Source organism: uncultured Campylobacter sp., assembly GCF_938030815.1.
Taxonomy (GTDB): Bacteria; Campylobacterota; Campylobacteria; order Campylobacterales; family Campylobacteraceae; genus Campylobacter_B.
Map to the genome: position 1 here is coordinate 13,307 of NZ_CALHII010000160.1, position 13,833 is coordinate 27,139.

The following is a 13,833-nucleotide window of genomic DNA, read 5'->3' on the forward strand; positions in this document are numbered from 1 at the left end:
AATTTTGCGCGATAGCGAAATTTTGTTTGTGTGCAGGATCAGGTTCGGCAACAAAATTTATTGTCGTAGCAGGATTTTGAGCCAATGTAGAATTTTGGATCGAAACGGAATTTTGCTCATCGACAAAGTCCCTCTCTTGGATAGAATTCTGAGCGGAGATAGAATTTGACGCCAAATTTTGTAAGATAGAATTTGGCGCCTGCTTCAAATTTTGCTTTTGCGTGGAATTCGGCGCAGTGGCGGAATTCATGACGGTAACGGAATTTTCTATGATAGTAGAATTTCTCGTCAATGCAGAATTTTGGATTGAAATGGAATTTTGTGTGGCATTAAAATTCCCATCGAGCGTAGAATTTTGTGTGGTGATGGAATTCTGCTCGGAAATAAAATTTTGTTCGCGGGTAGAAGCTTGTTTGCAAGCGGAGACCAACTCACCAACGGGAATTTGCTCGCAAGCGCAATTCCGCTCGGTCATAGGATCCTCCTGCAAATTCCGCAAATCCTGCGTCGTCTCACTTGCAGGCTCGAAAATCCCAAATGCAACACTCTTTTCGCAGACATAGTAGTACACGATAAAATTTGCAAGTGCGATCTGAAATGAGGTAAATTTAAGCTGCGAAATCTCTAAAATTTCCTTGGTTTTGAAGGTCGGTTTTGCAACCTCGCACAGAATCACGGCGGATTTGACGCTCGATTTTACAGGAACGGATACGATTTGATAAGCTGGAATTTTAAAATTTGAACTATAAGTAAGCGGCTTTAGGCTGGCACCCAAAACCGCAACTTCATAATAGAGCATTTAGCTATTGAGCTAAGGATTGACAAAGAGGCTGTTGATGATTGCAGTCGAACGAACCTACATTAACCGTTGAGCCTGCAGGTCTAGAAGCCGCAGTCGGATAGTAGTTAAAAGTAGTTGATTGACCGGCAACGGTAGCTGTATATGTGGACGTAGCATTAGCATTACCATTTGCAACTAAGCTCCAGCCGTTTCTGCCACCAGCTTTCATTGGATAGATGGGCTGCTGCAAAACACCTTCAAAAAGCGTACCGGCTACATCTGGATTAGCTTCTAGACCAGGCCACGCAGTCACGCCTCTCATCATATTCTCGCTTCTAACTAGCGAAAGTCCGCTTCTAATGGCAGCGATGTCTCCGCGCATCTTAGCGATCGTAGCATCATCGCGCGTAGCGGCTAATCTAGGCACCGCGATGCCCGCCAAAATACCTAAAACGACGATGACGAAAACAAGCTCTATCATCGTAAAAGCTTTTAAATTTTTCATGTTAAATCCTTTGATTTAAAGTGAGATGATTATAGCCAAATTTAAATAAAATTAATTTTAGTTAAAGAAAAAATCCTGCATTTTAAATGGAATTTTGTGAAATTTCATTAAATTCTGCGATTTTTTGTCCGAATTTTACGGACGTATCAGCCGGGGTTTCAAATTTTAAAAACTCGCTTTGCGCTACGAGTACGATCGTTGAGCCAAGCTCGAAATTTCCAAAATGATCGCCCTTTTTAAAGTCTAAATTTTCATACTCGTAAAGCGCCTCAGCTCTATTTGCGCATGCATTCGTTTGTATTCGCGTATCGAAATCAAATCTCATCTTGCCGACGTTTAAAGCACCCACGAAAACCATCCACAAAATCCCGCCATTTCGCATTTTGCACTTTAAAATCACTCGCTCATTTTTTATGTAGAGGTTTGGAATTTTAAGTAAAAATTTCTTCGCCACGCTGTAGAGATCAGCGGGTATGTAAAGCGCCTGCAGCACGCTCAGATCGCACGGCGCGTGATAATGATGATAATCGCGCGGGCTTAGATAGATGTTTGCGTAGCTTAAATTTACGCCCTTTGTATTTTTGTGGCATTGGGCGTCCTCTGCGCTCATTTCGCGACTCGCACCGCTTTCATCGCTATAAATTTCGGCTCGCACGCCGCTTGCGGAATAAGTTGCGCCGCTTTCGCCGTCCATGATTTTTGCTTGCGCGGCGCGAAATTTCATCCCTGCGCCGGCATCTTTTGCGCACCCGGTTCCAACCTCGCCGCTCCCGTTCGTAGCAACCGCCCCGCCATCTAAATTTTTAACCGTTCCGCTGCTTTCACTCGCAGTAAAAGTGCGCCCCAGCAGCTCGCTAAGGCTATATTCGCAGCCCTTTACGCTAAAAGCTCGCAGATCGGCGCAGGTCCCACTCTCAAAGATCACGCCGTCGCTAGGGCTTATAAAAGCCGTCTCGTCTGTCGCTATCTCGCGCGGACGCAGCAAGCGGCGGATAAAAAGCGCATTTAAGCTCGCGTAGCTTTGCGGCGGATCAAATTCGCTCATATCGATTTTAAAAAATTCCACATATTTGCGGTTGATAAAATTTTGTATAAATTTAGGGAATTTCACCGCGGCGATAACCCCGAAAATCCTCGAAATAAAACTTCTCATCTATGCCTTTCTAAGCTTAAGCAGCGCGATTTCGGCATCGGCAAAGACCCTTATCGGCGGGCCCCAAAACCCTACGCCGCTGCTTACGTAAATTTGCTTCAGCCCGTCGTTATACAGCCCGTAAAGATACTTCTGGCTAAGCAGCACCAAAAGCGTCCACGGGAAAATTTGCCCCGCGTGCGTGTGTCCGCAGATACACAGATCGACCTCGTCGCGCACGAAGTCCACGACGTATTTGGGCTGATGAGCGAGTAAAATTTTTGGTTTATCGGGGTCTGCCTGCGCTAGCGCAGCGCCGAGATCTGGCTGCATATATCCGAAGCGAAAGCCGCTAAGATCGTGCACGCCCATTAAATTTAGCCCTTCAAATTCCACGCTTTCGTTTTGCAGCACCCGCACGCCCGCTTTTTGCATCGCCGCTATAAGCCCGCTTGCGTCGCCGCGGTAATATTCGTGGTTGCCCGTGACGAAAAAGATGGGTTTTTTTATCGCCTCAAGAGGCTGCAAAATATCCCCGAGCTCATCCGAGCGCAGATCAAACATATCGCCCACGATCAGTAGCGCATCGTAATTTAGCGAGTTTATCTGCGCTACGACGCCTTGTAAAAATTCCTTTTTCAAAAACTCGCCCAGATGCACGTCTGAGATGACGGCAAAACTTAGCTCGCGAGCTAAGTTTTTGATTTTTATTTCGCGCTCGGTGATTTTTGGAATTTTTAGTGCATTATAAAGCCCTTTAAAAATATAGCTAAACGCCATTATTACGAAGGTTACGTCGATAAAGGTTTTTAAAAATTTCCGCCTGTTTTCGCTAAATTTAACCACATGCGCGGCGGCGCTTAGCACGTCGTAAGCAAGGCAGATAAAAAAGAGCGAAAAGGACGCTGCCATGCAAAATACGCAAGCTTTATAGAGCAACTCATTTTTAAAGCTTCCATTAAGCCCAAAACCCACAAAAAATATCGCATCTAAAATCGCCAAAGCTACGCAAAGCAAGCTCAAGGCGGGGCGAAACGTGGCGAAGCCTTTATATGGCGCAAAGCGCGCGCTGATCGATCTGTATACGTAAAAATTAAAAAACAGAAATAAAACCGTGCCGACAATCGGGAAAATATAGGCGCTTTTCAAACTCTAGCCTTGGATATACTCGTCCAGCTTATCTTTATCAAAGCCCGTGATTTCTTGCTTATCGTCCAAAATTAGCGCGCCGCTCTTTTTAAATTTAGTGATGGTGCGCGAGAAGGTCTCGGGAGTTACATTTAGAATCCTGGCTATTCTAGTGTATTTCGTGCTCATAAAAATATCGAAATTCTCGCTGATAAACTTAGCGATCTTGCCGTCGCAGCTAAGCACGACTTGATTATCAAAGACCGCATTTAGCGCTCGGATCTTCTCAGACATCGATTTTAAAAGCTCCAGGCAAATCTTTGGATCGCTCATAAACTCGTTTTTAAATTTTTCATAATCGATCTTTAGCACCTCGCCGTTTGTCGAAAACACGCCGCTTGCAGGATAGCTCGTCTCTTCGAAATTTACCATCTCCGCCACGAGCGAGATGGGGCGGATCTCGCGCATATGGATCTCACGCCCCTTTGCGGAGGTTTTATAGATTTTTAAAATTCCTTTTAGCAGGATTAATAGATACTGCGAGCGCTCGCCCTCGAAAAATAAAATTTCGCCCTTTTTGTAGCTTTTATGGATGCTAATCTGCTCCAAACGATCGATTTGCGCTGCGCTTAGAGCTTTAAAATAAGGAATTCTCTCAAGCATCGCCGTAACCTATTTTTTAAGCAGGTCTCGTATCTCGCTAAGAAGTTTGACCTCTTCGCTAGGCTCGGCAGGTGCTGCCGGCTCCGGCGCAGGAGCAGGCTTTTTAAGCTTATTGATCGCCTTGATCGCGCAGAATATACAAAATGCGATGATGATGAAATCGACCGTTACTTGGATAAACGAGCCGTAGTTTATCGTAATGGCCGGGGTCTGCCCCACCGCTTCTTTTAGCACTATCTTAAGATCGGTAAAATTCATACCCCCAGTAAGAAGTCCTAAAACCGGCATCATAATGTCGCTTACGAGCGAGGTTACGATCTTGCCGAAAGCTCCGCCGATGACGACGCCCACCGCCATATCGATGACGTTTCCTTTCATCGCAAATTCTTTGAATTCCTGAATGAAACTCATATTGTCTCCTTAAATAAAATGCGCCGATATTAGCCTATTTTTGCTTTGTTTTTGCTTTTTATTAGGAAGTAAAAAGTATAATCCCAGCTTAAATTTAAACCCAAAGGACCTAAATTGTATCGCTTCGCTCCGTCGCCCACCGGCGATATGCATATCGGAAATTTACGCGCGGCTATTTTTAACTACATCTGCTCACTGCAAGATAAAAGCGGCTTTATTTTGCGCATCGAGGATACCGACACTGCGCGCAATATTGAAGGCAAAGATCAAGAGATAATCGAAATTTTAAAGCGCTTCGGCATCTCGTGGCAGAGCCTGTATTATCAAAGCAAAAATTTAAAATTTCATCAGCAATTCGCTGCCAAGCTACTCGCCGAGAAAAAGGCGTTTTGCTGTTTTTGCAGCGAGGAGGAGCTGGAAGCGAAAAAGCAAGCCGCCAAGGACGCGGGTGAGGCGTATCGCTACGACGGGCACTGCGAGCATTTAAGCGACGAAGAGGTGCTTGGCTGCGGCAAGCCCTTTACTATCCGCCTTAAAAAGCCGGATCACGCGCTGGAATTTACCGACGCGATCAAGGGCCGTATCGCATTTGAGCCGCAGAATATCGACAGCTTTGTCATCATGCGCGCGGACAAGACGCCTACATATAACTTCGCCTGCGCCTGCGACGATATGATGCAGGGCGTGAGCTTCGTAATCCGCGGCGAGGATCACGTCTCAAACACTCCGAAGCAAAACTGGATCCGCCAAAGCCTCGGCTACGACGGCGAGATCAAATACGCGCACCTGCCGATCATATTAAATTCCGAAGGCAAGAAGATGAGCAAGCGCGAAGCTAGCTCCTCGGTAAAATGGCTGCTTCAAAGCGGCTACCTGCCCGAAGCGATCGCGAACTATCTGATCCTGCTGGGCAACAAAACGCCGCGCGAGGTCTTTAGCATGGATGAGGCGGTGGAGTTTTTCGACATCGCTAAAATTTCAAAAAGCCCGGCGAAATTTGACGAGGACAAACTCGCTTTCATAAACCGCGAGCATATCAAAAGAGCGAGCGAGCAGCGACTGGCGGAGCTTTTTGAGCTTGAGCCAAAATTTGCGCCTTTTATAAAATTTTACACTCAAGAAGCGAGCCTTATCCCACATATCAAAGAAAAGATCGCTGCGATCTACGGCGCGAAAGATATCCCGCAAGAGTGGGCGGCGCAGGCACAGGCGCTACGAGAGTCGATCTTAAATTTATTAAGCTCAAACGGTGCTCCAATGGAATTTAATGATTTCAAAGCGGCGCTTTCGCAGGCTACGAATTTAAAAGGCAAGAGCTTGTTTATGCCGCTTAGGTTTTTACTGACAGGTGCGCCCCACGGACCGGAGCTTAGCGAGCTGTATCCGCTGATCCGCGCCGATTTAAAGGAGATACTCGATGCTACTAAATAGCGTATTTTACGGCATTTTAGTGAGTATTCACTACGTGATTCAAGCTTATATGATGCTAATTTTCGTCGCCTGCGTTTTAAGTTTCATCCGTCCAAATCCGTTCGGTAAATTTTATAAAATCGTCCGCGTCATCTCTGCGCTTACCGAGCCTGCGTTTGCGCTGGTGCGCCGTTATCTGCCTACGACTTTCGGCGGATTTGATCTTTCGCCGTTAGTGATTTTATTTGTTTTAATGTTTTTTGATAATATGATAATTTATATTCTAAATAGGAGCGTTCTTTGAGAGCCATATGTAAATTTTGCCTTATTTTAACTTTGCTGTGCGCCGCAAGTAGCGGTAAAATTTTAAGCTACGAACAGATCAAAGACGAGCCCAAATCCCTAGCCAAGGATTATTACATCTATCGCCTAATTGATGAGACAAAATACAACAAAGCGGAGATTAGAGCCTTAAAACAGAGCATCTTTCGCTACAAGGGCAAACTAAAAGAAAAGCTAGATAGAATTTTCGGCGCCGTTCGCCCGCCTAAGCGTCCGGATCGCTGCGCAGGAGTAACGGCGGCAAATATTTTAGATGCAAATTTAACCTGCAAAAAGGCGCGCTCCTATCCAAATTTCATCGCCAAGCTAAGCCCGTCGGTGCGCGAGACGCTTGCTTCGCAGCTTGAAAAGTACCAAGACGCGGCAAGTAGAAACGCCGTAAATTTACTGCGCGGATTTAACGACGAAAATCCGAGCGAGTATTTTATGCAGAGCCGCAACGCGCAAAACTACTTTTTATATTACAATTATCTAAAAAGCTCCGGCAAGGACGCTCTGATCGACATCGACGCTGATGCGACCTTCGTTACCGGCCTAAGCGCTCAGCCAAGCTTTAAGGCGGTTCTCAACGACGCGCTAATCAACCGCAAATACCCGCGCCTGCGCCGCTCGCTTATCGGCGTCGATCCGCTGGCTGTGGACAAGGACGTAGCGTTTATGCTCGGCGTAAATGCCGTCATGCAGGGCGACGAAGGGGCGGCGCTTGCGTTTTTTAGCCGCGCAGCAGCGAGCTTTGAGAAGCCTCACGATGTACACAATGCGAAATTTTGGATCTACCTGCTAAATGGAGATCAAAACGTCTTGCGCCAGCTTGCTAGCAGCGATTATTACAGCCTCTACGCGCTGTACGCCAAAGAGGTCTTAGGGGATAGGAATTTAAACATAATCATCCCAAATCCCGCTAAAAATTCCATCGAAGGCTACGATATTACCGATCCTTTCGCTTGGGTTCGCACAAAAAATAGCGCCGATAGAATGTCGCGCCCGCAGCTTTTGGAATTTGCCAAAAAATTCGACACCAAGCAAAGCATCGGCGAGTACTCATACATCATGAATAAAGCAAGCGGCGGCAAGGACAACTTCTATCCGACGCCGTTTATGGAACACATCGGCGACGGCGATAACCGCCGCAAAGCGCTAATTTTAGCGCTCGCCCGCCAAGAAAGCCGCTTCGTGCCCGCATCGGTATCTACGTCGTATGCGCTTGGGATGATGCAATTTATGCCGTTTTTGGCTAACGAGATTGGAAAAAAACAACTCAAAATCGACGGCTTTGATCAAGACGATATGTTTCGCCCCGAGATCGCTTACCGCTTCGCTAACATCCATATCGACTGGCTGGAGCGTAAAATTTACAGCCCGGTTTTCATCGCATACGCTTACAACGGCGGGCTTGGGCTCGTCAAAAAGATGCTTCAGCGCGGCGATATGTTTAATAAGGGCAAATTTGAGCCGTGGCTTAGCATGGAGCTCGTGCCGTATGCCGAGAGTAGAGACTACGGCAAAAAGGTGCTTGCAAACTTCATCATCTACTCGCAGATCCTCGATCCGCGCGCGAAAATCTCGGTGCAACAGGAGCTGCAAGATCTGCTGGTACCGAGCAGAAGCGACGATTTCAGATAAATTTACGAGGCGGCAAAATGAAAGCAAAGCGAAATCTTATAGTTAAAATTTTAGCCGCTTCGACTTTTATCTGCGAAATTTGCGCGGCGACTCAAAATTTTTCGCCTACCAAAGATACCGCAAAATCGCTGAAAGAGGATGAAATTTTAATCCTTAAAAGCGATCTTGCCGCTGCCAAAAAACATGGCGGCGCGCTGCAAGAGCTAAATTTAGAGGAGAGGGAGCTTGCAAAAAATGCGCTTAAGCTCCCATTTGAAATTTACGAGCTGCGCCTTTCTGAGGATCAAAATACGCTCTTTGGTTTGGGCGACGACAAGGGCGGTATCGTCCTGATCGATGTTACCGAGCCGCGCACTCTAAGGTTTGCGGGCATATTTTCCTTTCCGCAGCATGAGTTTGATCCCGCTTACATAGATATCGCGCAGAGCAAAGACGGCAAAAGTCTATTCGTCGCCGATCCTAATTTCGGAATTTATAAACTGGATCTTAGCGACCGAAGGGATATTAAAATTTCGGCTCGGCTTGAAGCGCGATTTGTAAATAAAATAGAGCTTTTAGCCGACGGACGCACCCTCTTTGCGAAGGATTTTTTTAGCACCCTTACCGCCTATGACGTAAAAGATGATAAATTTACGCAGCTTGCTTATTTTATCGCCCCTTCCAAAGTCACTAAGCAGGAATACGATTACGCCTGCGTGCCGCATAGATTATCCGAAATAAAGGAGCTCGGCGATCTGAAACTGCTCTCTGAGAATGAACTCTTGCTGGCAAGCTGGACGGGGTTTTATATTTTAGATATATCGGATATGAATAAGTACCGCGCAAATGCCGCGCAAAACTCCAATATCTTAAAGCAGATCCGTTATATCGCCCATCCGTATTTAGAAATCGATAAAATGGCGCTATCCAAAGACGGCAAGCGGGTATTTTCATCAAATTGGAGCGAATTTGGGCTATATGATTTAGGCGAAAATAACACGGCCCAATCAAGCGCGTATTACAGCGGCGCGCATTTAAATAATTTTAAAGTCATAGAAGATCTAAATTTAGCCTACTTAGGCAAAAAAATATCCGAAAAGGGGGAGTTTCCAAGCGTGGATCTGATCGATTTTAGCAACAAACTCGACCCCGCTCCGATAAAAAGATATCTCTTTCCGCAGAGCTTAAAAGGCGTAAGCGTCGAGTCTCGCGGCGAATATCTATTCTTTTCCTATTTTACGAGAAACGGAGCGTTCATAAGCGGGCTTGATCGCGCTTCGTTAAGCTCTGCTGAAAAATCTGCTCAATCTGCGCAGATGCAAAATGAAATTTTAGCCGAAAAAAGCCCCGAAGAAAAAGGCGCGATCTGGGATCTTCCTTACGCTAAAAACGGCTTTCGAACCGTCGATAACATAATAAAATCTCCGCAAGGATATCTACTCCTTGCAAGCGCGGACGACGAATACCGAGTCTCGCTAGTTGCGTTAAGCGAGCAGGGAGCGGAACTTTGGCGCAAAAAATTAAATATGGTATCCGCAGCCAATATGCCGGTAGCGGCGATGGATTCATACGTGCTTTTGGATAATCAAATTTTAGACGCCAAAACGAAAAAGATAATCTACGAATTTCCTCTTAAATTTAAAGAAGTAGCGAGCTTCGGCGATAAATTTGCCGCGATAGACGAAAACGACGATCTGCGCTTTTACGAGAGAGAAAAACTGCTATGGAAGAAAAAGCTAAATATCGCAAAGAGCAAAAGGCCGTTTGACGGCACCATGACAAAGATAGCCAAAATATCCGAAAGCGAGATCCTGCTCATCATCGAAAAAGACGGATTTTTAAAATTTAACGCTAAGGGCGAGGAGCTTTGGCATAAGAGCGTAAATTTTAAGGAGAGCGGCGCCTCGGACGAGCTTGTAATGGATCATGGGGCGCAACTGCTAAAAGCAAAGGACGGATCGATATTTCTATTGGCGAAATTCGGCGCAAATATCGCAAAATTCGATGCCTTAGGCAATGAAATTTGGAGAAAGCAAATTTGCGGAAGAGATCGCGACGTCTGCGATCTGCCCGACACGCTAAACGCAACCTATAAATTAGCAAACTACAAAGACGGACTACTTTTGATCGGCGCAAACGACGCCTCGGAGGATCAGACGATATTTTTAGAGCTTGATTTGGACGGCAATATATTGCGTGAAAACAAAGCGAAATTGCAAGACTTTTGGCTCAAAAGCGCCGTAAGTACGGATGACGGAGGCGTTTTAATAGGCGGAGACGCCCATAAAGACGATACCGTCATAATAAAAATTCGATCAAACCTGCCGCTGGATCAACAAAAAATCAAAAATTTAAACAGATAAACTATCCGCAGCTTACCCTCCGCAAAGGCTGCGGCAGGTTTAAATTTAGCCTTCTTACAGCTTGTTTGTGGCGATTTAAAATTTCGTAACTTCCGATATACAGGTCGCTGTTTAAATTTCGGCAAGTTTTAAATTTTAAATTTGCGCTTGCCGACTGCTCCGTTTTAGTTAAATTTAACGGCGTGGGACCTGCAAGCGCAAGATGATTTAATTTTACGATCTTAACTTTGCGCGAGCTTTGGCGGAATAAAATTTAGCGATCAAATTTACTATTTGAAAAGCCTTTTAATCCTGCCGAAAAGCGACTTTCCGCCGCCTGCGGAGGTTTCGTCTTCATGATCTTCTGTGGCGGAATTCTCGCTGCCGTCTTCTATCGTATCGCCACTGCACGGGACGGAATTCTCGCCGCCTGCCTTAATTGTGCCGCCGTCCGCTTCCATTGTACTTTCACTACCCGTCGCATTGACGCCGCGCAAGGTAAAATTCTCTCTGACCATCCTAACGCCTCCACCTGCCTTATCTCGCTGCATCGCCTCGCCGATCTGCTGTGCGGCGATTTCCGCGTAGATCAGCGCGCCCTGAGTATCACAATTAAAAAGATTTGAAAACGACTCGGACCTATTAAGATCAATCGGATTGGGCTCAACCACCTCGGTAGCCTCAAGCAGCCCTACTCCAAGCTCGCGCGCCAAATTGAGCGCCTTTAAAAACACGGGCAAATTCTGCGCGTAAAACTCATCTACGGCGGATTTAACCTCGCCGCCCGCCTCATAATCGCGCAATAAATTTTGCACGCCGGCGGCGTTTAGATACGCGCCGCAGCAGTAGTTTTCGATGATCTCGTTGAGAATTTCGCCGCTAAACTCCGCTAGAAATTCCGCCGGCAAAACCTCGCGCCAATCGCTTATGTATGGTTTAAATTTAGAGCTTTGCTCCGCTAAAAAGCTAAACGCCGTACCGCGCGTGTAAAAATACTCTCTAAAATAGCCCTGCGCCACGGCGAGGTGAAATCCGTGCGTTTTATTAAAAATGCCCCCTGTGCCGTACTGCAGCGCCGAGCGGAAGCCGTCCGCGTATTTTTCTACATAAAATTCATCCATCCCCGCTTCGCGCGCGATTTTAGCGATAGCCTCAAAATCGCCCTTTTGCGCAAGCTTTAGCGGCTTAAAATACCACTGCGAAATTTCATCTTTGCCGATCGCGTGATAGCTTATGTCGTAGCCCACTCTCTCTCTCCTTTTAATCTTTCAGATCGATCTGCGGCTGCCAATACAGCGACTTTGAAATTTTGCGAAATTTCATCGTGGCGCCCAGATCGTTTGAGGTGCGGTAGCTAAGCACCAGCTCGTCCTTATCGCTCTTAGGCGCGGTGATCTTGTAGCGGCTCGCCCACGCGATCTTAAAGAGCTCCTTTTGCAAAAGCGGATCGCCGTCGCTCAGCGGCACTACGTTTGCGTTTGCGCCGTTGATCTGCACCGCGAGGATCTGAATCTCTTTAGGATAGGAGGTGAGCAAAAACACCTCGTCCTCCGCGGCGTTTCTAAGCTCGGGCGCGACGGGATTTAGATAGGTCGCCACTCCCAAATATCGATCGCCCGCGCGCACCGATTCAAATTTTTGCGTGTAAGCAAGAAACTCGTTTTTAAGCGGATCGTGACGGGGATCGTTTGCGGAGCAGGAGTTTAAAAATAGCGCTAGCGCGGCTAGGAGCGAGCCCTTTAGCAGGCCGTTTAGCGCGCCGCTAAAATCAAATTTATTCATCGATCTTCCTTTGAAATTTTAGGCGCATTTTAACGAATTTTGCTTTTTAAAAGGCTAAATTCGCTACAATCGCTCATCTTAAAAAGCCGGATTTTAAAAATGAAAAGACTTGCTATCGCATTTTCAGGCCCCTCCAACAGCGGCAAAACGACGCTAATATGCAAGATCGCTAAAATTTTTATCGCAAGCGGACTGCGAACTGCGATCGTAAAGCACGATCCCGGCGATAAGGCGCGCTTTGACGTAGAGGGCAAGGACAGCGCCAAATTTAGCGAGCTCGGCGCCGAGACCGTCGTGATGAGCCCGACGCGGACGAGCTATTTTTCGCAGCGCTGCATGCAAATCGACGAGGTCGTGCGGATGCTCGGAGAATTTGACATCCTGCTCGTAGAGGGGCTAAAGACGCTGCCGCTGCCGCGCATAAGCCTGTTTCGCTACAGGATCGATCCGGCGTATCTGCCCTTTTCGGACGCGATCGCTTCAAATTTAAGCGGCGAGCAGATGGATAAATTTTGCCGCGTAAATTTCGACATCAACGACGCTGCGGGCATTAGCGAATGGATCTTAAAAAACGCCAAAAAAATGTAAAGGAATAAAATGCAAGAGATCATAAAATCAATCCAAAATATCGCGCTACAAATCGCCGAGGAGCTGAAATACGCAGACTTCGGCTACACAGATCATCACAACAGCACGGGCGATACGCAGCTCAAACTCGACGTAAAGAGCGACGCCATAATCGAGGCGGAATTTCGCAAAAACCCGCTCGTGCGCGCGCTAATCAGCGAGGAGAAAGATGAAATTTTAACGCTGCGAGAGGATGCGCGCCTAATCGTCGCTTACGATCCGCTCGACGGCTCTAGCTTGGTGGACGTAAATTTTGCTGTGGGCTCGATATTTGGCATCTACGAGGATGAAATTTCGCCCGCAAACTTAAAAGCGGCGATCTATTGCATCTACGGACCGCGCCTTGAAATGGTCGTTTGCGAGGACGCGCCGAAGCTCTACCGCCTAAATCGCGAGGGCAAATTTAGCTTCATAAAAGATCTACGACTGAACGAAAAAGGCAAACTAAACGCCACGGGTGCGACGCAAAAGGGCTGGAGCGAACCGCACCGAAAGCTCGTGCGCACGCTGTTTGACGAGGGCTACCGCCTGCGATACAGCGGTGCGATGGTAAGCGACCTGCATCAAATTTTATTAAAAGGCGGCGGACTTTTCAGCTACCCCGCTACCAGCGACCATCCGCACGGCAAGCTTCGCGTAACCTTCGAGGTTCTGCCGTTTGCGTTCATCTTCGAGCGCGCGGGAGGCGCCACCAGCGACGGCGAAAACGGCTCGCTTTTGCAGCTAAAGATTGAAAAAATTCACCAAAGCAGCCCTTGCTTTTTCGGCTCGAAGTACGAGATCGCGAAGATGCATGAAATTTACGGCGGGAAAAACTGATGGCGGATACCGAAAACACCGCACCGCGCGACGTTTACGACGAAATTTTGGATAAAAGCTTGGCTGCGCTACAGGCGTGCCAAGCCGAGCACAACCTCACTAGCTGCCTGGAGTGCGAGAAGCTGCTAGATTGCGCAGTGCGCGACAAATACGTCAAGGCAGTTTATGAGAGCATGTCGCACGGCGCGACGGGGGATTTTTCGTTTTAAATTTAGCTATTGCGATCGCGGAATTTTACGAAGCGGACTGCTTAAAGCTCTTGCGGCGCGAGATTTTCGCGAAGCAGACT

General features: G+C 47.1%; 14 protein-coding genes. 7 read left to right on the forward strand and 7 right to left on the reverse strand.

Annotated elements, in window-relative coordinates; translation table 11 throughout:
• Positions 1–803 precede the first annotated feature (803 nt).
• The 5 genes from Q0277_RS06360 to mscL form a co-directional block, all read right to left on the reverse strand.
• Complete coding sequence (locus tag Q0277_RS06360; protein WP_297996603.1) at positions 804–1,286, reverse strand: prepilin-type N-terminal cleavage/methylation domain-containing protein; 483 nt, start codon at positions 1,284–1,286, stop codon at positions 804–806.
• An 82-nt stretch (positions 1,287–1,368) separates the two neighbouring features.
• The gene (gene asd, locus Q0277_RS06365; protein WP_297996605.1) at positions 1,369–2,439 is read right to left on the reverse strand and encodes an archaetidylserine decarboxylase; all 1,071 of its coding nucleotides are present in this window, start codon (positions 2,437–2,439) and stop codon (positions 1,369–1,371) included.
• The gene (locus Q0277_RS06370) at positions 2,440–3,567 is read right to left on the reverse strand and encodes a metallophosphoesterase (protein WP_297996607.1); all 1,128 of its coding nucleotides are present in this window, start codon (positions 3,565–3,567) and stop codon (positions 2,440–2,442) included.
• 3 nt (positions 3,568–3,570) lie between these two features.
• Positions 3,571–4,209 carry a Crp/Fnr family transcriptional regulator gene (locus Q0277_RS06375; protein WP_295151931.1) on the reverse strand — a complete coding sequence of 213 codons (639 nt, stop codon included), beginning with the start codon at positions 4,207–4,209 and terminating at the stop codon, positions 3,571–3,573.
• A 9-nt stretch (positions 4,210–4,218) separates the two neighbouring features.
• On the reverse strand, positions 4,219–4,620 hold the full coding sequence (gene mscL, locus Q0277_RS06380) for a large-conductance mechanosensitive channel protein MscL (protein WP_297996609.1): 402 nt from the start codon (positions 4,618–4,620) through the stop codon (positions 4,219–4,221).
• A 114-nt stretch (positions 4,621–4,734) separates the two neighbouring features.
• Here mscL and gltX point away from each other — a divergent pair, with 114 nt between their 5' ends.
• From gltX to Q0277_RS06400, 4 genes are read left to right on the forward strand one after another with little or no spacing between them, the layout of a single operon-like run.
• Positions 4,735–6,051: a glutamate--tRNA ligase gene (gene gltX, locus Q0277_RS06385; RefSeq protein WP_297996610.1), complete on the forward strand. Its 1,317-nt coding sequence runs from the start codon at positions 4,735–4,737 to the stop codon at positions 6,049–6,051.
• Positions 6,038–6,334, forward strand: coding sequence for a YggT family protein (locus Q0277_RS06390; RefSeq protein WP_005872185.1), 297 nt, complete (start codon positions 6,038–6,040; stop codon positions 6,332–6,334). The genes gltX and Q0277_RS06390 overlap by 14 nt, the downstream gene beginning before the upstream one ends.
• Positions 6,331–7,995, forward strand: coding sequence for a lytic transglycosylase domain-containing protein (locus tag Q0277_RS06395; RefSeq protein WP_297996612.1), 1,665 nt, complete (start codon positions 6,331–6,333; stop codon positions 7,993–7,995). The genes Q0277_RS06390 and Q0277_RS06395 overlap by 4 nt, the downstream gene beginning before the upstream one ends.
• 17 nt (positions 7,996–8,012) lie before the next feature.
• A complete protein-coding gene (locus Q0277_RS06400; protein WP_297996614.1) occupies positions 8,013–10,337 on the forward strand; it encodes a hypothetical protein in 2,325 nt (774 codons plus the stop codon).
• A 269-nt stretch (positions 10,338–10,606) separates the two neighbouring features.
• Here the strand turns inward: Q0277_RS06400 and Q0277_RS06405 are convergent, their stop codons facing one another.
• Positions 10,607–11,563 carry a hypothetical protein gene (locus Q0277_RS06405; protein WP_297996615.1) on the reverse strand — a complete coding sequence of 319 codons (957 nt, stop codon included), beginning with the start codon at positions 11,561–11,563 and terminating at the stop codon, positions 10,607–10,609.
• A gap of 13 nt (positions 11,564–11,576) precedes the next feature.
• Positions 11,577–12,098, reverse strand: a complete 522-nt coding sequence (locus Q0277_RS06410) for a hypothetical protein (RefSeq protein WP_297996617.1) — start codon at positions 12,096–12,098, stop codon at positions 11,577–11,579.
• 99 nt (positions 12,099–12,197) lie between these two features.
• Here Q0277_RS06410 and mobB point away from each other — a divergent pair, with 99 nt between their 5' ends.
• The 3 genes from mobB to Q0277_RS06425 are packed head-to-tail and all read left to right on the forward strand — an operon-like array spanning position 12,198 to position 13,753.
• Complete coding sequence (gene mobB / locus Q0277_RS06415) at positions 12,198–12,686, forward strand: molybdopterin-guanine dinucleotide biosynthesis protein B (protein WP_297996618.1); 489 nt, start codon at positions 12,198–12,200, stop codon at positions 12,684–12,686.
• A gap of 9 nt (positions 12,687–12,695) precedes the next feature.
• On the forward strand, positions 12,696–13,544 hold the full coding sequence (locus Q0277_RS06420; RefSeq protein WP_297996620.1) for a class 1 fructose-bisphosphatase: 849 nt from the start codon (positions 12,696–12,698) through the stop codon (positions 13,542–13,544).
• Positions 13,544–13,753: a hypothetical protein gene (locus Q0277_RS06425; RefSeq protein ID WP_297960524.1), complete on the forward strand. Its 210-nt coding sequence runs from the start codon at positions 13,544–13,546 to the stop codon at positions 13,751–13,753. The genes Q0277_RS06420 and Q0277_RS06425 overlap by 1 nt, the downstream gene beginning before the upstream one ends.
• The last annotated feature ends 80 nt before the right edge of the window (positions 13,754–13,833 follow it).